Source organism: Bosea sp. Tri-49 (genome assembly GCF_003952665.1).
GTDB lineage: Bacteria > Pseudomonadota > Alphaproteobacteria > Rhizobiales > Beijerinckiaceae > Allobosea.
This window is the reverse complement of the sequence record NZ_CP017946.1, coordinates 1,212,205-1,231,477: the sequence shown is the minus strand read 5'-3', so window position 1 is coordinate 1,231,477 and position 19,273 is coordinate 1,212,205. Positions and strand designations below refer to the sequence as shown.

Annotated in this window: 14 protein-coding genes; 7 read left to right on the top strand and 7 right to left on the bottom strand. The window is 66.7% G+C overall.

Annotated features, from left to right (window positions below; translation table 11 throughout):
- Positions 1–1,029: an AMP-binding protein gene (locus tag BLM15_RS06015; RefSeq protein ID WP_164547408.1), complete on the top strand. Its 1,029-nt coding sequence runs from the start codon at positions 1–3 to the stop codon at positions 1,027–1,029.
- Between the two features lie 108 nt (positions 1,030–1,137).
- On the opposite strand, the gene mfd is transcribed toward BLM15_RS06015, so the two are convergent.
- Together mfd and BLM15_RS06005 are read right to left on the bottom strand one after the other, a co-directional pair.
- Positions 1,138–4,686: a transcription-repair coupling factor gene (mfd, locus tag BLM15_RS06010; RefSeq protein ID WP_126111294.1), complete on the bottom strand. Its 3,549-nt coding sequence runs from the start codon at positions 4,684–4,686 to the stop codon at positions 1,138–1,140.
- Between the two features lie 180 nt (positions 4,687–4,866).
- Positions 4,867–5,163: an FAD assembly factor SdhE gene (locus tag BLM15_RS06005; protein WP_126111292.1), complete on the bottom strand. Its 297-nt coding sequence runs from the start codon at positions 5,161–5,163 to the stop codon at positions 4,867–4,869.
- 125 nt (positions 5,164–5,288) lie between these two features.
- On the opposite strand from BLM15_RS06005, the gene recG reads away from it, so the two are divergent.
- Positions 5,289–7,400, top strand: a complete 2,112-nt coding sequence (gene recG, locus BLM15_RS06000) for an ATP-dependent DNA helicase RecG (RefSeq protein ID WP_236846585.1) — start codon at positions 5,289–5,291, stop codon at positions 7,398–7,400.
- Positions 7,401–7,408: 8 nt separating this feature from the next.
- On the opposite strand, the gene BLM15_RS05995 is transcribed toward recG, so the two are convergent.
- A complete protein-coding gene (locus BLM15_RS05995; RefSeq protein ID WP_126111288.1) occupies positions 7,409–7,831 on the bottom strand; it encodes a RidA family protein in 423 nt (140 codons plus the stop codon).
- Positions 7,832–7,964: 133 nt separating this feature from the next.
- Between BLM15_RS05995 and BLM15_RS05990 the strand changes: the two genes are divergently transcribed.
- Both BLM15_RS05990 and BLM15_RS05985 read left to right on the top strand, forming a co-directional pair.
- Complete coding sequence (locus tag BLM15_RS05990; protein WP_126111286.1) at positions 7,965–8,858, top strand: LysR family transcriptional regulator; 894 nt, start codon at positions 7,965–7,967, stop codon at positions 8,856–8,858.
- 69 nt (positions 8,859–8,927) lie between these two features.
- Positions 8,928–9,761: an AraC family transcriptional regulator gene (locus BLM15_RS05985; protein ID WP_126111284.1), complete on the top strand. Its 834-nt coding sequence runs from the start codon at positions 8,928–8,930 to the stop codon at positions 9,759–9,761.
- Position 9,762: 1 nt separating this feature from the next.
- Here BLM15_RS05985 and BLM15_RS05980 read toward each other — a convergent pair whose 3' ends face one another.
- Complete coding sequence (locus BLM15_RS05980) at positions 9,763–10,455, bottom strand: DUF502 domain-containing protein (RefSeq protein ID WP_126111282.1); 693 nt, start codon at positions 10,453–10,455, stop codon at positions 9,763–9,765.
- 110 nt (positions 10,456–10,565) lie between these two features.
- On the opposite strand from BLM15_RS05980, the gene BLM15_RS05975 reads away from it, so the two are divergent.
- Complete coding sequence (locus BLM15_RS05975; RefSeq protein ID WP_236846584.1) at positions 10,566–10,955, top strand: YbaN family protein; 390 nt, start codon at positions 10,566–10,568, stop codon at positions 10,953–10,955.
- 61 nt (positions 10,956–11,016) lie between these two features.
- Here the strand turns inward: BLM15_RS05975 and glmS are convergent, their stop codons facing one another.
- Together glmS and glmU are read right to left on the bottom strand one after the other, a co-directional pair.
- A complete protein-coding gene (gene glmS, locus BLM15_RS05970; RefSeq protein ID WP_126111278.1) occupies positions 11,017–12,843 on the bottom strand; it encodes a glutamine--fructose-6-phosphate transaminase (isomerizing) in 1,827 nt (608 codons plus the stop codon).
- Positions 12,844–12,951: 108 nt separating this feature from the next.
- Entirely contained in the window at positions 12,952–14,307 is a 1,356-nt protein-coding gene (gene glmU, locus BLM15_RS05965; protein ID WP_126116078.1) for a bifunctional UDP-N-acetylglucosamine diphosphorylase/glucosamine-1-phosphate N-acetyltransferase GlmU, read from the bottom strand.
- A 342-nt stretch (positions 14,308–14,649) separates the two neighbouring features.
- Between glmU and BLM15_RS05960 the strand changes: the two genes are divergently transcribed.
- Positions 14,650–16,182: an OpgD/OpgG family glucan biosynthesis protein gene (locus tag BLM15_RS05960; RefSeq protein ID WP_236846583.1), complete on the top strand. Its 1,533-nt coding sequence runs from the start codon at positions 14,650–14,652 to the stop codon at positions 16,180–16,182.
- 38 nt (positions 16,183–16,220) lie between these two features.
- A complete protein-coding gene (mdoH, locus tag BLM15_RS05955) occupies positions 16,221–18,377 on the top strand; it encodes a glucans biosynthesis glucosyltransferase MdoH (protein WP_126111276.1) in 2,157 nt (718 codons plus the stop codon).
- A 17-nt stretch (positions 18,378–18,394) separates the two neighbouring features.
- Here mdoH and BLM15_RS05950 read toward each other — a convergent pair whose 3' ends face one another.
- The gene (locus tag BLM15_RS05950) at positions 18,395–19,270 is read right to left on the bottom strand and encodes a VOC family protein (RefSeq protein WP_126111274.1); all 876 of its coding nucleotides are present in this window, start codon (positions 19,268–19,270) and stop codon (positions 18,395–18,397) included.
- Positions 19,271–19,273 lie beyond the last annotated feature (3 nt).

The window sequence follows — 19,273 nt, the reverse complement described above, 5'->3', positions numbered from 1 at the left end:
ATGAGCTCTGACGAAATCTCCATCGGCGCGCTGGTCGAAGGGCTCGATTTCGACAGCCTGCTCAAGGCGCTCGCCGCCCGCCGCGGCTATGAGCCGGCCTTTCGCGATCCGCCGGGCCGGCGCGACTGGAGCGATTTTACACCGAACGCCTTTGGTTTCGCCGAGCTCGACAGCCGCGTCGACCGGCTCGCCAATCTGCTGCTGCTGGCCAGGCCCCAGCCCGGCGCCTGTGTCGCAATCCTCGCACCGCTCGGTCCAGAGGCCTTGATCTCGATTCTCGCGAGCCTGCGGGCCGGCCTGTCTCCGATGGTCCTTCCGGCTTACGCCAAGGAGGCGGAGCTGCTTCCCATCATCGAGCGCTCCGGCGCCGTGATGGCACTCGGCGTGCCGCGGATCGGCGACCTGCAGCCTCTGCACCTGCTGCGTGATGTCGCCGCGCGCTCCTTCGGCATGCGCTTCATCGGCGGCTTCGGGACTCGTGTGCCGGACGGCGTCGCGGCTCTTGAACCGCTGCTCGGCCATGGCGCCGCGCCGACGACGCTGCCGCCAGCCGCAATCCGGGCGCCGATCCGGGTCGTCGACGGCCACAGCCTCGCCGGCCCCTTCACCGTCAGCGAGAAGGAGGTGCTGGTCAAGGCGCTCGAAATCTCGCGGGTGCTGAAGCCACTCACCTCATCGCGGCTGATCACCACCCTGGTCGGGGGCGACCTCGCCGCGCTCGCGACTGGTCCTGGAATCGCGCTCCTGACCGGCGTCGAGCTTCTGCCACTCGGCCTGTTCGTGCTCGACGACCTGCGCGCTTGTCTGGAAGGCGGACGCCTGGTCCATCTCGTCATTCCCGCGGCGATGGAGCCAGCCTTGGCGCGCTCGAAGCTTGGTGGCCACAAGGCGCTGGCCAGCCTCGTCGTCGCCCGCCGCGCCGGTGAGGACGACGGGCTGCCACGCCTCGACCGGCCCGATCTCGCCATCGTCGACGCCATCACGCACGCGCCGGAACGCGTCGAAGTCAGGCGCAGAAACCCGACCTGATCCTCCGTCATTGCGAGGAGCGGAGCGACGAAGCAACCCAGGGACGGCAGAGCTCCACGTCTCTCTGGATTGCTTCGCTGACACTCGCAATGACGAAGGTATCCGCTCTTACGCAGCCTTCTTCCGCTCGGCGATGCGCGCAAGATCGGTCAGGAGCCGGCGCGTGCCCGTCAGGCGCTGCTCGGCGCTCTCGAGATCGTCGATGAAGACGACGCGCATATCGGGGCGGACCTTTGCCAGGGTGCCGATCTTCGCGACATAGGAGACGAGACCTTCCGGGTTGGCGAATTCGTTGTCGCGGAAGGCGACGATGATACCCTTCGGCCCGGCCTCGACCTTCTCGACATTGGCGCGCTTGCACAGCGCCTTGATCGCGACGATCTCCAGCAGTTGCTTGACCTCCTCCGGCAGCGGGCCGAAGCGGTCGACCAATTCGGCACCGAAGGATTGCAGCTCGCCATCGTCGTCCATGGTCGAGAGGCGCTTGTAGAGCGTCAGCCTGAGCGTCAGATCGCCGATATAGTGCTCGGGGATCATCACCGGCGCGCCGATCTGGATCGTCGGCGACCATTGCGCGTCGCTTTCGATCTCGACGCCGGCCTTGAGCGCCGCCACCGCCTCCTCCAGCATCTGCTGGTAGAGCTCGTAGCCGACCTCCTTGATATGGCCGGACTGCTCGTCGCCGAGGAGGTTGCCGGCGCCTCTGATGTCGAGGTCGTGGCTGGCGAGCTGGAAGCCGGCGCCGAGCGTATCGAGCGATTGCAGCACCTTCAGGCGCTTGTCGGCCTGGTCGGTCAGCTTGCGGTTGGCCGGCACGGTGAAGAGCGCATACGCGCGCACCTTCGAGCGACCGACGCGGCCGCGCAGCTGGTAGAGCTGCGCCAGGCCGAACATGTCGGCGCGATGCACGATCAGCGTGTTGGCGGTCGGAATGTCCAGCCCGGACTCGACGATCGTGGTCGAGAGCAGGATGTCGTACTGGCCCTCGTAGAAGGCGGTCATCACGTCTTCCAGCGTGCCTGCCGCCATCTGGCCATGGGCGATGCCGACCTTGGCCTCCGGCACCTGCTTGTCGAGGAAATCCTTGACCTCGGCGATGTCCTCGATGCGTGGCACGACATAGAACGAGCGCCCTCCCCGATAGCGTTCGCGCAGCAGCGCCTCGCGCACGATCAGTGGATCGAACGGCGTGACGAAGGTGCGGACCGCCAGGCGGTCGACCGGCGGCGTTGCGATGATCGAGAGCTCGCGCACCCCAGTCATGGCGAGCTGGAGCGTGCGCGGGATCGGCGTCGCGGTGAGCGTCAGCATGTGGACCTCGGCGCGCATCTCCTTCAGCCGCTCCTTGTGGGCGACGCCGAAATGCTGCTCCTCGTCGACGATGACGAGGCCGAGATCCTTGAAGTCGATGCCCTTGCCGAGCAGGGCGTGGGTACCGACGGTGATGTCCATGGTGCCGTCGGAAATGCCCTGCTTCACCGCCTTGAGGTCAGGCGCCGAGACGAAGCGCGAAGCCTGGCCGACCTTCACGGGGAGCCCGGCGAAGCGCTCGGCAAAATTGCGGTAGTGCTGGCGCGCCAAGAGCGTCGTCGGCACCACGACCGCGACCTGCTTGCCGGCGAGCGCCGTGGTGAAGGCGGCACGCAGAGCGACTTCCGTCTTGCCGAAGCCGACATCGCCGCAAACCAGCCGGTCCATCGGGCGGCCAGCCGCGAGATCGTCGAGCACGGCGTCGATGGTGTTCTGCTGGTCCTCGGTCTCCTCATAGGGGAAGCGGGCGCAGAACTCGTCGTAGAGCCCGTCCTGCGGCACCAGGCGCGGCGCTTCCTTGAGGGCGCGGGCAGCGGCGATCTGGATCAGCTTGCCCGCCATCTCGCGGATGCGCTGCTTCAGCTTGGCCTTGCGCGCTTGCCAGCCACCGCCGCCGAGCCGATCGAGCACGACCTCGGTGTCCTCCGAGCCATAGCGCGAGAGCAGCTCGATGTTCTCCGCCGGCAGGAACAGCTTGGCGTCTCCGGCATAATGGATTTCGAGACAGTCATGCGGCGCCCCGGCCGCGGTGATCGTCTGCAAGCCGACGAAGCGGCCGATACCGTGGTCGACATGGACGACGATATCGCCCGGCGTCAGCGAGGACAGCTCGTTGATGAAGTCCTGTGGCCGGCGCGTCTTGCGACGCGGTCGCACCAGGCGGTCGCCCAAAATGTCCTGTTCGCCGATGACGGCGAGCTTCCCCGCCTCAAAGCCGGTCTCGAAGCCCCAGACGGCGAGCGCTGTGGTGCCGGGCTTGAGATCGAAGGCGGCCCGCAATGAGCCGGTCATCTGCACGGTCTTGAGGCCGTGATCGGCCAGCACATGGGCGAGGCGCTCGCGCGAGCCTTCCGACCAGGCGGCGAGGATGACGCGGCGTCCGTCCGCCTCCAATGCTTTCACATGGGCGACAGCAGCATCGAAGACGCTACCGGCATTGTCGGCACGCTCGGCCGCGAAACTGCGGCCCTGCTTGCCTGTGAGATCGACGACAAGCTTGCCTTCGCTCTCCGGCAACTGGAACGGCGTCAGCGAAGCGACGCCGGCCTCACCGACGATGCCGCGCCAGTCGGCCGGCGAGAGATAGAGCGCCTCCGGCAGCAGCGGCTTATACGGCATCGAGCCTGGCGAAGGCTGGTCGAGCGCGCTCTTGCGGGCGTCGTAATAGTCCTTGATCAGGCTGATGCGCTCGCCGACCGCATCCTCGGCCTGGTGGTCGAGCACGATCGGGACATCAGGCAGATAGGTGAAGAGCGTGTCGAGCTTTTCCGCCAGCAGCGGCAGCCAGTGCTCCAGCCCCGCCGGGCGCCGACCCTCGCTCACTGCCTCGTAGAGCGTGTCGTCGCGGCCGGGCGTGCCGAAGGTTGCGATATAGGACTGGCGGAAGCGGCGAATGCTGTCGCTCGTCATCTGCGCCTCGGACATCGGCACGAGGTCGAGCCCGCGCAATTGCCCGGTGGTGCGTTGCGTCTCCGGATCGAAGGTGCGGATCGATTCCAGCGTATCGCCGAAGAAGTCGAGCCGGATCGGCGCCGGCATGCCCGGCGGGTAGAGGTCGACGATACCGCCGCGCACGGCGAACTCGCCGGTCTCGCGCACCGTCGAGGTCCTTAGATAGCCGTTGACGTCGAGCCAGCGCGCCAGCTCCTCGGTGTCGACCATGTTGCCCGGTGCGGCCGAGAAGCTCTCGGAGGCAACCTTACCGAAAGCCGGCACGCGCTGCAGCGCGGCATTGACCGTCGTCAGCAGCAGACGCGGCTTGTCGCCCGATTTGGTCCGGGCGAGCCGTGACAGCGTCGTCATGCGATGCGCGACGATCGAGGGCGCCGGCGAGACGCGGTCATAGGGCTGGCAGTCCCAGGCCGGGAAGCTCATCACCTCGAGATCGGGCGCGACGAACTGCAGCGCGTTCTCCAGCACCTGCAGGCGCTGGCCGTCGCGGGCGATGAAGACGATCAGCGCCGGCCCTTCCGACTTCTTGGCGCGAGCGCGCGTCAGATCGGCGAGGATGACGGCATCGAAACCGTCCGGCACGCCGGCGAGCACCGGCTTGTCGCCGCGATTCAGCGCATCGAGGATGCGCTCGAGCTGCGGCTTGGCGATCTGGGTAGGAGGCGGAATGCTCATTGGGACGCTTCAATTCTGACTATGGCTTGTCATTCCGGGGTGCGCCGCAGGCGCGAACCCGGAACCTACGACTGGGTGGAACATCTGGTACGTGGTTCCTGGCCGCTCACCCGGTCTTGGGTTCCGGGTTCTTCGCTGCGCGAAGCCCCGGAATGACAATGAAGGGAGCAGGCCAAGCCCTCAGACATGGATCGGCTTGTCGTGCTGGTGGAACGCCTTCAGTTGCCGGAAGACATCGCTGTCGTAGTTCTCCGGCACGTCAGCCTCGCCCGTCACCCAGCTCAGCAGGTCGCGGTCGAGCACCTCGATCAGCCGCTCGAACTCGTCGAGTTCGGCCTCGCTCAGCGCGCCGATCTGCGCATCGGCGAAGCGGCCCATGATCAGATCGGTCTCGCGCATGCCACGATGCCAGGCGCGGAACAGGATCTTGCGCCGGCGCGGGTCGAGACCTTCGCTGCTACGGGTCGAGCCACTCATCATCGGCCTCGCAAATAGGAATGGGGCCGGCCCCATCGCGGAGCCTGCCGACGCGGGCTATATAGCGATGCCATCTCACGAAGTCAGCGGCACGAATGCCACCGGCCTCGCACTCCTGACATGCCGTGAAGCCATTGCGTCCATCTCTCCTCGATCCGCTCTTCGCCCCGGCCACGGCCCTTTCCGGCGTCGGCCCCAAGCTCGCCAAGGCGCTCGACAAGCTGCTGGGCGACGAGACGCATGCCGCCCGCGTCATCGATCTGCTCTTCCATCTGCCGACCGGCGCGATCGACCGGCGGCCGAGCGAAAGCATCGCCGAGGCGCCGATTGGCGAGATCGCGACCTTCTCGGCGAGGGTGACCGAGCATCGCCCTGCCCCGCCGACCAAGGCCAAGGCGCCCTACCGCATCATCGTCGAGGACGAGACCGGCGACGTAACGCTGGTCTTCTTCCATGCCGATGTCCGCCACCTCCTGCAGACCCTGCCTATCGGCGCCTATCGCATCATCTCCGGAAAGCTCGAGCTCTGGGACGGCATGCGCCAGATGGTGCATCCCGATCGCATGCTCGATCCCAAGCTCGCCGCCACCTTGCCCTCGGTCGAGCCGGTCTACGGGCTGACCGAAGGCATTGGCGGGCGCGTCATGGCGCGGATCGCCGCCGGCGCGGCCGAGCGCTGTCCGGAGCTGCCGGAATGGCAGGACGAGGCTTTCGCTGCCCGCAACGACTTCGTGCCCTTCCGCAACGCGATCGACGCCCTGCACCACCCTGTCGACTTGAAGGCTGCGACCGGCGAAACCGTCGCGCGCCGGCGCATCGCCTATGACGAATTGCTCGCCAGCCAGATCGCGCTTGCCCTGGTGCGCCGCCAGCAAAAGAAGGCGGCCGGCCGCGCCACGGCGGGCGACGGGGCGCTGCGCCACGCTATCGAGACCGCCCTGCCCTTCACGCTGACCGACGGCCAGCGCAAGGCGATCGCCGACATTCATGACGATATGGAAAAGCCCGAGCGGATGCTGCGCCTGCTCCAGGGCGATGTCGGCTCGGGCAAGACCGTGGTCGCGCTGATGGCGATGGCCGCTGCCGCCGAAGCAAGGCGACAATCGGTGCTGATGGCGCCGACCGAGATCCTGGCGCGCCAGCATGCCGAGCGCCTCGCGCCGCTCGCCGACAAGGCCGGCCTCAAGCTTGCCCTGCTCACCGGCCGCGAGAAGGGCGCCGGCCGCCGGCAGGTGCTGGAAGGCTTGGCGAATGGCGAGATCGACATCGTCGTCGGCACCCACGCGCTCTTCCAGGAAGGCGTCGCCTTCCATGATCTGGCGCTCGCCGTCGTCGACGAGCAGCATCGGTTTGGCGTGCACCAGCGCCTGCTGCTCGGCGCCAAGGGCGAGGCGGTCGATATCCTGGTGATGACCGCGACGCCGATCCCCCGCACGCTGGCACTGACCTGGTTCGGCGACATGGACGTCTCGATCCTCTCCGAGAAGCCGGCCGGCCGGAAGCCGATCACGACGCGGGCGATCTCGCTGGAGCGCTACGACGAGGTCGTCGGCGCGGTCGGACGCGCGCTGGATGGCGGCGCGCAGGTCTACTGGGTCTGCCCGCTGGTGCAGGAATCCGACACGCTCGACGTTGCCGCGGCACAGGAGCGCTTCGAGGCGCTGCAAGCCATCTTCGGCGACAAGGTCGGCCTGCTGCACGGCCAGATGCCGGGACGTGGCAAGGACGCGGCGATGGCGGCCTTCTCCGGCGGGCAGACGCGCGTTCTGGTCTCGACCACGGTGATTGAGGTCGGCGTCGACGTGCCCAATGCCTCGGTGATGGTGATCGAGCATGCCGAGCGCTTCGGCCTCGCCCAACTCCATCAATTACGCGGGCGGATCGGGCGCGGCAGCGCAGCCTCGACCTGCCTGCTGCTCTACAAGGGCCCGCTAGGCCAGGTGGCGGAAGCGCGCCTGACTATCATGCGCGAGAGCGAGGACGGCTTCCGCATCGCCGAGGAGGATCTGCGCCTGCGCGGTGAAGGCGAGGTGCTCGGCACGCGCCAGTCCGGTTCACCCGACTGGCGCATCGCCCGCCCGGAGATCGACGGCGACCTGCTGGCGGCGGCGCGCGACGATGCCCGCCTGCTGATCGAGCGCGACCCGCAGCTGGAAACGCCGCGCGGCCAGGCGATCCGGACGCTGCTCTATCTGTTCGAGCGCGACGTCGCGATCCGCCTGCTGCGGGCGGGGTGAGACGGCGCTCAGCCTTGCGAACCTGCGCCGCTACCGGCCGCCACCGGGATGCGGGCGACCACCTTGAGCTCGAAGTCGAACCCGGCGAGCCAGGTCACGCCGACAGCGGTCCAGGTCGAATAGGGCGGCTCGCCGATTTCCTCGGCCCGGATGGCCATCATCTTCTCGAACTGCGTCGCCGGGTCGGTGTGGAAGGAGATGACGTCGATCACGTCGTCGAACGTCGCGCCTGCCGCTGCCAGAACCGCGCGCAGATTGGCAAAGGCGCGCCGGACCTGATCCTCGAACACCGGCTCGGGCGAGCCGTCCTCGCGGCTGCCGACCTGGCCGGAAATGAAGAGCAGATCACCATGCCGGATGGCGGCAGAGTACTGATGGACGTCGTAGAGGGCATGTCGGTTGGCGGGGAAAATGGCGTCGCGCTTGGCCATGTCGATTCCTTTCATGGGCTGCGAACGCAGGCGGCCTCTCCGCGTGGTTCGCTCTTGCCGACTGGAGATAGCGGGCAACCATTGTTTGGATTAGCCGTTGAAATCGACACAGGCTGATGCAGATTGACCAGCAATGGCTCGCCCATCGCTCAACGATCTCACCGCCTTCGTCACTGTCGCGACCCGCCGCAGCTTCCGGCGCGCGGCGGACGAGCTCGGCACCGCGCCTTCCACATTGAGCCATGCGATGCGTGCCCTCGAGGAGCGCATGGGCGTGCGCCTGCTCAACCGCACGACGCGCAGCGTCTCGCCGACCGAAGCGGGCTTCGAACTACTCGGCCGGCTTCAGCCTGCCCTCGCCACATTGGATGAGGCGCTCGACAGCATCGCCATCTTTCGCGGCAGCTTGGCCGGGACGGTCCGGATCAACGCGCCACGACTGGGGGCTTCGCTTCTCGTCCGCGACGTTCTCCCCGCCATGGCGGATCGCTTTCCCGATGTGGTCGTCGACCTCGTCGTCGAGGGAAAGCTGATCGACATCGTGGCCGCCGGGTTCGATGCCGGCGTGCGGCTCGTCGATTCGATTCCGAAGGACATGATCGCCGTGCCCTTCGCCGGCGCGGTCAGCTTCGTCTGCATCGCATCGCCGGCCTATCTTGAACGCTTCGGCGAGCCGCATACGCCTGATGAACTCACGCGCCATCGCTGCATCGGTCACCGTGTACCCAACGGCAAGCTCTATCGCTGGGAGTTCGAACGGGCCGGCCAGATGCTGACGGCCGATACCATTGGGCCTCTCATTCTGGACGATGAGGAGCTGATGGTGGACGCTGCGATCAAGGGCCTCGGCATCGCCTATGTTGCCAGCCCGGCCGCCGAAGCCGCCCTGGCCGAGGGGCGTCTTCGCCGGGTTCTGGCGGCCTGGACGCCCGCTCCCGAACGCGTCGCGATCTACTATCCCGGCCACCGCGCCGTGCCGCCGACGCTGCGGGCCTTCCTCGATGTCGCCAAGACTGCGCAATCGTAGGCGACAGCAATCCCGATCAAGCGCGCCCGTCTTGCCTCCGCCATGGTGCCGGCGTTTCGTGAGTGAGCCATGGACCCGATCAAGAAAGCCCTCTGGTGCATCGAAAGCCGCTTCGCCTCCGAGCTCTCGCTCGACGAGATCGCTGAGGTCAGCGGCGTCTCGCGCTTCCATCTCAGCCGCGCCTTCGGCGTGGCGACCGGCCGCTCGGTGATGCGCTATGTGCGCGAGCGCCGGCTTTCGGAAGCGGCGCGCCAGCTCGCTGATGGTGCGCCCGACATCCTCCAGGTCGCGCTCGACTGGGGCTATGGCTCTCACGAGGCCTTCACCCGCGCCTTCCGCGAGCAGTTCGGCCTCACGCCGGAAGAGCTGCGCGCCAGGCGCGACCTCTCCTCCCTTGCTCTCGTGGAGCCTCTGTCCATGCACGCCGCAACCCGAATTCCCCTCGCCGAGCCGCGCCTCGTCACCAGCAAACCGATCCTGATCGCCGGCTTCAACGGCCATTTCTCGGTCGACAACACGCAAGGCATCCCTTTGCTGTGGCAGAAGATCGTCCCGCATTTCGGCCATATCCCCGGCCAGAAGGGCTATGTCGCTTATGGCGCGAGCTATAATTGCGACGATCTTGGCGCCTTCGACTACATCGCCGGCGCCGAGGTCACGTCCTTCAGTGAGCTGCCCGACGAGTTCGCACGATTGAGCGTGCCGGAGCAGCGCTGCGCCGTCTTCGAGCACAGCGGCCACATCACCGGCATCAAGCAGACTTATGAGGCGATCTGGCGCGACTGGCTGCCGAAATCGGGCCGCGAGCCGGCGATGGGCGTGACGCTCGAGCGCATGGACCAACGCTTCGACGGTGCGACCGGCAACGGCATCGTCGAGATCTGGGTGCCGCTGAAGAGCTGAGCTATTTCGCCCCGTCGGACATGGGCTGGCCGGGCTGGATCAGCCCGGCGGACATGATCAACTTTGCGCCGTCCTCGACCGAAATCGTCAGCTCCACCACCTCCCGCCGCGGCAGGTAGAAGAAGAAACCGGTCGTCGGGTTCGGCGTGCAGGGCAGGAAGACGCCGATCTGCTCCTCACCATCGGGCAGCTTGGAGGCGATATCGGGCGCCGCCTCCTGCGCGATGAAGACGATCGACCACATCCCCGGCTGAGGGAACTGCACCATTCCGACCTTGCGGAACGAGGTGCCCGACTGGGAGAAGATCGTCTCGAAGACCTGTTTCACGCCCTTGTACAGGCCTCGCACCACCGGCATGCGGTCGAGGATCGACTCCCCGGCGCCGATCAGCGTGCGCCCGACGAGGTTTGCGGCGAAGAAGCCGATCACCGTCAGGCCGATCAGCGCGATGATCAAGCCGAAGCCCGGCAGCGGGAATGGCAAATGGTTCTCGGGCCAGAACTGGGCCGGCACCAGCGGCTTCACCATCCCATCGACCAGGTTGATGAACCACCAGGTTACCGAGGCGGTGATGGCGAGCGGCGCCGCCAGCACCAGTCCGGTCAGGAAATAGCGCCTGAGCCTGGTACCGAAGGTCGGCCGCAGCAGATCCGTCTGAACGACGAGGCGCGGATCGGGCATGCGAGCGTTCATCGACGATCCAGGACTCCGGCCGCTCTTGCGGCTTCATTACGTTGCGCCGCACTATCGGACGATAGCCGAGCGGCAGCCGCTGGCTAGCCCCCGATTCGTCGATGAGCCCCGTGCCCGAACCATTCAGACAGCAGCGTCGCTGGCATCGGCCACTTTATCTCGCGGCCGGTTGGCTGTGCACGGTGCTCGGCATCGTCGGGCTGATCCTGCCGATGATGCCGGGCACGGTCTTCCTGATCGCCGCCGCCTGGTGCTTCTCGCGCTCCTCACCGCGCTTCGAGAGCTGGCTGATCAATCATCCCCGGCTCGGCCCGCAGCTGGTTCGCTGGCGGCAGACGGGCGCGATCGCCCGCAGGACGAAATACGTCGCTTGCGGCTCGATGCTGCTGAGCTTCGTCATCGTGGCGCTGATCGACGCGCCGCCGATCGCGCTCTGGCTGAGCGGCGCGGGCCTGATCGCGGCCGGCACCTATGTCGCGAGCCGGCCGGAGCCGGACTAGCATCGGGCCGAAAAGTGGAATCCACTTTTCGGAGCAACCTGATGCGACATTGAAGACGAGATCACTCGACGGTGACCGACTTCGCCAGATTGCGCGGCTGATCGACGTCCTTGCCCATGAAGACGGCCGTCTGGTAGGCGATCATCTGGATCGGCACCGCATAGACGATCGGCGCGAACAGCGGATCCATCTCCGGCATGATGATCGTCGCCTCCGGCACGATCCCGGCTTCGGCAGCGCCCTTGGCGTCGGTGATCAGGATGATCCGGCCGCCACGCGCCGCGACCTCCTGCATGTTCGAGGCGGTCTTCTCGAAGAGCGCATCATGCGGGGCGATGACGATGACTGGCATGTCCTCGTCGATCAGTGCGATCGGACCATGCTTGAGCTCGCCAGCCGGATAACCTTCGGCGTGGATGTAGCTGATTTCCTTGAGCTTCAGCGCGCCTTCCAGCGCTAGCGGGAAAGCGGTGCCGCGGCCAAGATAGAGCACGTCGCGCGCCCTGGAGAGCTTGCGGGCAAGCTTCTCGATCTCGGGTTCGAGCGTCAGCGCCTGGGCCATCAGACCTGGCAGTGCGATCAGCTCCTGGACGTAACGCGCCTCCTGCTCGGCCGAGAGCGTACCGCGGGCACGGGCGGCGGCGATGGCGAGGCCGGCGAGTGCTGTCAGCTGGCAGGTAAAGGCCTTGGTCGAGGCAACGCCGATCTCGGGGCCGGCCAGCGTCGGGGCGACGACATCGCTCTCGCGAGCGATCGTCGAGGTCGGCACGTTGACGACCGACATGACGTGCTGGCCTTCCTGACGGGCATAACGCAGGCAGGCGAGTGTGTCGGCCGTCTCACCCGATTGCGAGACGAAGAGCGCGAGCCCGTTCGCCGGCAGCGGCGCCTCGCGATAGCGGAACTCCGAGGCGACATCGATCTCGACCGGCAGGCGCGCCAGCTTCTCGAACCAGTATTTGGCGGTGAGCCCGGCATAATAGGCGGTGCCACAGGCCGAGACGGAGAGGCGCGACAGGTTCTTCCAGTCGAATGGCGTCTCGAAAGGCAGCCGCGTCACACCATTCGCCATGTCGACATAATGCGTCAGCGTATGGCCGACCACTTCCGGCTGCTCGTAGATCTCCTTGGCCATGAAGTGGTGATGGTTGCCCTTCTCGACCAGAAAGGCGCCGGCCGCGACGCGCTGGGCGCGGCGATCGACTTGGCTCCCTTCGGCGTCGTAAAAGGTCGCACCCTTGCGGTTCAGCACCACCCAGTCGCCCTCGTCGAGATAGGCGATCAGATTGGTGAAGGGCGCCAGCGCCAGCGCGTCCGAGCCGAGATACATCTCGCCGTCGCCGAGGCCGACCGCCAGCGGCGAGCCCTTGCGGGCGCCGATCAGCAGGTCTTCCTGCCCTTCGAACAGGAAAGCGAGCGCAAACGCGCCGCGCAGATGCGGCAGCGAAGCCCCGACTGCTGCGACAGGATCCTTACCGCGGTCGAGCTCGCGGGTGACGAGATGGGCGATGACCTCGGTGTCGGTCTCGCTCGAAAAGATATGGCCGTCCGCCTCGAGCTCGGCCTTGAGCTCGCGGAAGTTCTCGATGATGCCGTTATGGACGACCGCCAGCTTCTCCGTTGCGTGCGGATGGGCGTTGGTCTCGGTCGGCTTGCCATGCGTCGCCCAGCGCGTGTGGCCAATGCCGATCAGGCCCCCGAGCGGCTCGTTGGACAGGCGCACTTCGAGATTCTTGAGCTTGCCCTCGGCGCGGCGGCGGCTGAGCCGGCCGCCTTCGAGCGTCGCGACGCCGGCGGAATCATAGCCGCGATATTCGAGCCGCCGAAGCGCCTCGACGACCTGACCTGCGACGGCCTGTTTGCCGAGAATGCCCACGATCCCGCACATGGATGTGCCTCACCCGTTGATGTCGATGCGCATCTCCATAATCTGCGAGCCGGCGAATGCGAAATCACGTTGAATGTCGAACTATGAACGAAATACCCAGCAAATCGCCTATTGCCTGGCCTTTCGGGCCTGTGCGGCGGCCCGGAACGCCGAAGCCCAGCCTTCGCGCTCCATCTGACGGCCCCGCGCCACGGCGAGCGCATCGGGCTGAACGTCGCGGGTGATCACCGAGCCCGAACCGACATAGGCACCCGCCCCGATCGTCACCGGCGCGACCAGCGCCGAGTTCGAGCCGATGAAGGCGCCTTCCCCGATGATCGTCTTCGACTTGAAGAAGCCGTCGTAATTACAGGTGATCGTGCCGGCGCCGATATTGGCGTTCGCACCGATCTCGGCATCGCCGATATAGGTGAGGTGATTGACCTTGGCGCCCTCGCCGATCACCGCCGCCTTGATCTCGACGAAGTTACCGACCCTGACGCCCCTGGCCAGGTCCGCACCCGGCCGCAAACGGGCGTAGGGGCCGATCGAGGCGCTCGGCCCGACGCTGGCCCCCTCCAGATGCGAGAAGGCGTGGATGACGGCGTTGTCCGCGACCCGTACGCCGGGGCCGAAGACGACGTTGGGTTCGATCACGACATCGCGCCCGATCTGCGTATCATGGCTGAAGAACACCGTCTCGGGCGCGACCAGCGTGGCGCCGGCCAGCATCACCTCCAGACGCTTGTGGTGCTGGAAATCGGCCTCGACCGTTGCCAGTTGGGACCGGTCGTTGACGCCCTGTACCTCGGCCTCCGGCGCGACCTGGGCGACGGCCTTCAGGCCCTGCGCGCGCGCCACCGCGACGGCGTCGGTCAGGTAGTATTCGTTCTGCGCATTGTCGCAGCTGATCGCGTCGAGGATGGCGAGCGCCTTCCTGCCGTCGAGCGCCATCAGCCCGGCATTGCAAAGCGTGATCGCCCGAGTCGCCTTGTCTGCATCCTTGTCCTCTACGATCGCCTGCAGTTCGCCGCCCTGCGTAACGAAGCGGCCATAACCGTTCGGTTTGCGCGCCTCGAAGCCCAGCGCAGCGACGGCAGCGCCGCCATGAAGGGCCTTGCGCAGGTCGACGAAGGTTTCGGGGCGTACCAGCGGTGTGTCGGCGAAGGCGACCAGCACGTCGTCATGCGTGTCGACCAGGCTCCCGCGGGCCGCGAGCACTGCGTGCGCCGTGCCCCTGCGCTCGCTCTGGACGAAGACCGCGGCGTGCGGCGCGTGCTTCTTCACCTCTGCCTCGACATCGGGTCGGTCAGGCCCGATCACCACGGCGAGCGCATCGGCACCGGCGGCCGCGACCGCAGCCAGGGCATGGCCGAGCAGCGAGCGGCCTGCCACCTCGTGCAGCACCTTGGGCCGCGCCGACTTCATCCGGGTCCCCTCGCCTGCCGCCAGCACGATGGCGAGGCAAGTCCGGGCGGGCTGCATTTCCGTCATGATCGTCCTGTCACATGCTCGTCAGAGGAAACGCGGCCATGACCGGCCGTCGTCCCGGGCGCGGCGGATACCGCACCGGCGGTGGATAGCCGATAGCGAGCGGATTTGGCAAAGCCCAACGGACGATGCGCCATCGCGCCGGCTCCAAGCGAGCAATCTGGCGCGGCTTCGTTTTCGGCATGGCATTCCTGCATGCATGGCTTCCCTTTTTTCGCCTTTGGCCTTGCACCACGCTTTTCAGCGCCGCGCGAAATGCTCTAGAAGCGCATGGCGGCAGAGCTTTGCCGGCCCAAGTTGGACCTGATGTCGAAATCCTTGAATCGCCGTCGATTTTTGAGCCTTGCAGCAACCGGCGCCATTGCGCAGCGGTTTGCCGTCGGCCCTGCGGCGGCGCAGGCCCAGACGAGCTGGGCCGGGCTGGTGCAATCGGTGATCGCCGAGGGACAGCGCTTCGATCCCGCGCTCGTGATCGAGGCCGCCCGCGTGCTCTCGCGCCGGCCGATGGTGCCGCTCCTCGCGACCGATTTGCCCGAAGGCTACGCCACCCTGCCCTTCGATCAGTATGTCGGCATCCGGGCGCAGCCCTCCGGCATGATCTGGGCGGGAGAGAATCGCGGCTTCACCGTCGAGCCGCTGCACCGCGGCTACGTTTTTTCTTCGCCGGTCAGCCTGTTCACGGTCGAGGACGATGTCGTCAGACGCGTCGCATTCGATCCCGGCAAGTTCAACTATGGCCGCGTGGCGCCGCCTCCTGCGGGTGCAGACCTGCAGTTCTCTGGCTTCCGCGTCTCCGCCGGGCTGGAACGTCCCTATGAACTCGCGCTCTTCCAGGGCGCGACCTTCTTCCGTTCGCTGGCGCGCGGCCAGAATTTCGGCGCGATGGCCCGCGCCCTGATCCTGCGGCCGGGCGAACAGCGCGGCGAGGAGATCCCGTTCTTCCGTGCCTACTGGATCGAGCGGCCGAGCCCGGCCGCCGGCGTGCTCGTCATCCATGCGCTACTCGACTCCGAGAGCGTCACGGGCGCTGTGCGGATGACGTTGCGGCCTGGCGACATCACCTTGGTCGATGTCGAGATGACGCTGTTCGCCCGTGCCAATCTCGACCATGTCGGCTTCGGCTGCGTGATGGGCACCTACCTCTCCGGCCCGCAAAGCCGGCGCGGCTTCGATGATCTGCGGCCGGCTGTCCATGAGGTTTCAGGCGTCCAGATGTTCACCGGCAACGGCGAATGGATCTACCGCCCCGTCAGCAACCCCGCCAACCTGCAAGTTTCCTCTTTCCAGGACTCCAATCCGCGCGGCTTCGGGCTGATTCAGCGCGAGCGCGACCCGAACGCCTTCGTCGACGATGATCAACGCTTCGAGCTCAGGCCGAGCGTCTGGATGGAGCCGCTCGGCGAGTGGGGACCGGGCTCGGTGCAGCTCATCGAGATACCCAGCGAATCCGAGCTCAACGACAACATCATCAGCTATTGGCGGCCGCGCCAGCCGATCGCCGCCGGCAGCGAGACCACGATCGCCTATCGCCAGGCTTGGTGCTGGCAGCCTCCGGAGCGGCCGCCGCTCGCCATCGCGACCCGTATCAGGCAAGGCCGCGGCTCGCAGGCACGCCGGCGCCGGTTTCTCGTCGATTTCAGCGGCGAAAGGCTCGGCGACCCGGCACTCGTCGCAGCGATCCGCGCCAATGTCACAGCGACTCCAGGCACGATCCAGAACCTGCGTCTCTGGCCCTATCCGGAACGCCGGACGATGCGCGTCGCCTTCGAAGTCGATCCGGGCAGCGAGACGCTCTCGGAGCTGCGACTTGTGCTCGACGCCGGCGGCCAGCCGGCTTCGGAAACCTTGTTGAACCGGTGGACCTGGTGACCGTGGACGCGCTTGCTCGTCGGGGCGATACCGAGCCCATGACCAGTTGCCCGGCGCCGGTCGAGGCGACGCCGCCCGAGAACCGGCTGGAGATGCCGGTGCAGTCTTTCCGCAGTTGGAAGGCCTCCGAAGCCCGCAAGCCGGCAGCGCCGAACGCCTGGCGCACGCCCTGGCTGGCGCGAGCCTTCGTCTTCGGCGGCGCCTGGGTGCTGACTGCCTACGGTGCCTGGGAGATGTACAATGTCGTGTCGGTTAGCCGCACGACCTTCCTGCAGTACGTGCTGCTCGTCCTCTTCACGGTGAACTTCTCCTGGATCGCGCTTGCCTTCACCAGCGCCATCCTCGGCTTCTTCGCCCTGCTCCTGCGCCTTATGAAGAGCCCCCGCGCCGAGGCGCTGACGCAGAAGACCGTCGTGGTCATGCCGATCTACAACGAATCGACGGCACGGACGTTCGCAGCAGTGGCCGCGATCCGCGAATCGATAGAGGCGACAGGGCTCGGCGCCCATTTCGACTATTTCATCGTCTCCGACACCACCAATCCCGACATCTGGGTGGCGGAGGAGCGCGCCTTCCTGGCACTGCGTCAGCGGCTCGGGCCGGATGCCCGCATCTATTACCGGCACCGGCCGAAGAACCATCATCGCAAGGCCGGCAACATCGCCGACTTCGTCACGCGCTGGGGTGGCCACTACCCCCAGATGGTCGTGCTCGACGCCGACAGCCTGATGACCGGTACCTGTATCGTGCGTCTCGCCGCCGCGATGGAGGCCGATCCCGACGCCGGCATCATCCAGTCGCTGCCGCTGATCATCAACCGCAACACCTTCTTCGCGCGCCTCCAGCAGTTCGCGGCGCGGGTCTACGGTCCGGTGATCGCGACCGGGCTTGCGATCTGGTCCGGCCGCGACGGCAACTATTGGGGCCACAACGCGATCATCCGGACGAAGGCCTTCGCCGACCATTGTGGCCTGCCCGACCTCAAGGGCAAGCCGCCCTTCGGCGGCCATGTGCTCAGCCATGACTTCGTCGAAGCGGCTTTGATTCGGCGGGCCGGCTGGTCGGTCTACATGCTGCCCGACCTGACTGGTTCCTACGAGGAGAGCCCGCCCTCGCTGATCGATATCGCCACCCGCGACCGGCGTTGGTGCCAGGGAAATCTGCAGCACTCGCGTGTCATCGGCGCCAAGGGCCTGCTGACAGCAACCCGCCAGCACTTCGCCACCGGCATGATGGCGTATCTCGCCTCGCCCTTCTGGCTGATGCAGCTCGTGGTCGGCATCCTGATCGTGCTGCAGGTCAACTACGCCAGGCCAGAGTATTTCACCGAAGAATTCAGGCTCTTCCCGATCTGGCCGCGCTTCGACCCGGAACGCGCGCTCAACCTGTTCGGGTTGACCATGGCGATCCTGCTCGCGCCGAAACTGTTCGGACTCTTGCTGACGCTGTTCGACGGCAAGCTCCGCCGCGCTTGCGGCGGCGGCATCCGACTCACCCTCTCGGCGCTGCTGGAGATCCTGTTCTCGGCCTTCTTCGCGCCGATCATGATGGTGATCCAGTCCGGCTCGGTCTTCCAGATCCTGGTTGGGCGCGACACCGGCTGGAACCCGCAGCGGCGTGACGACGGCTCAATCCCGTACAAGGACATCGTCCGCCGGCATCGCACTCATACAATGCTCGGCCTGGTCGCCGGCCTCTCGGCCTTCATGATCGCGACCTCGCTATTCGCTTGGATGTCGCCCACCATCGTCGGCTTGCTCCTGGCGATCCCGCTCTCATGGGCGTCCGGGAACCTCGCGCTCGGGCTCTGGCTGAAGCGACGCGGCCTCTTGATCACGCCGGAGGAAGGCGACCCGCCGGCGATCGCGCTGCGCGCCAACGCGCTTCAGGCCGAGTTCGCGCAGGCCGGCCATGACGACGCCGACGGGCTTGCCGCACTCCATGCCGACCCGATGCTGCGCGCGACCCACGAGGCGATGCTGCCGCAGGTCCAGCCGCGCCGTCGCGGCGAGATCGAGCCCGACCGCGCTGTTGCGCAGGCCAAGCTGATCGACGCCGAGACCGTGGCGGACGCAGTGATCTGGCTTAAGCCGAAGGAGCGCATGGTCGTCCTGCATGACCGCGCCCTGCTCGGCCTGCTGGCAAATCTGCCCGAAGGCCCGGCCCATGCCGGCGCCGAGGCTCGCACGGGCTGATCGGCCGGGCCTCGGGGTCAGCCCAGTTCGAAGACGATGGCGCAGCCGAGCGCCGTGCTCGCCGGGACGACGATGCGGGCTCCCTCATGGCGATGCGGAATATTGCGTTCGGCGAGCCTCGACCTGACCGGGTCGAGCTCCGGCACAGTGACTGCAAATCCAGCAAAGTGGGCTTTCTGCTGGCGGCTCTCGCCGTCCAGCAAAGCCCGCGCAGCCTCCGATGTCAGTACCTCCAACCGCCCGCGCGGCAGCGACAGGCGTAGGCCCGCCTCCGCTGTCGCAAAACTCTCCGCTCCCGAAAAGGCGGCAAGGAAAGCGGTCTGCGCAGCCGGTTCCTCGGTCACCATGAACACGGCGGAAAGCCCGCTTGCGCCGTTCTCGTGCTGCTGGAAGGCCGGGTTCCAGAAGTTCTGCGGCTCGTGCTGCTGGCAGAGGAAGAAGCCACATTCTGGCGCCGCTCGATTCTCGGCAAATGCGAGTGAGAACGCGACTCGCACTTCGCTGCCATCCGGCCGGAGCGCCTGCCGCTCGAAGAAGAAGGGCTCAAAATCGCCGATACCCGCGGCGCGGAAGCCATTGGCATTGCCGGCCGCGTCCCGGCTCTCCAGCACCAGCATCGACATGCCCTCGCCACGCGCCAGCGCGTCGCGCACGAAGGCGCCGAAGGAGAAATGCCTGGGCGCATGTGGTGGAATCAGCGTGCCGTCGCCGATGGTAATCAATTCAAGGAAGGCGCCCGGGAACTGGACGACCCGGTTCTCGGTGCCCCAGGGATGGCGGTTGCGCGCGCCGACCCGGAAGCCAAGCTGCTCATAGAAGGAGCCCGCGGCATCGAGATCGGCGACGCCGATGACGAGATGATCGAGGCCGCGGGCATTGGTCGTTTCAGGCATGGG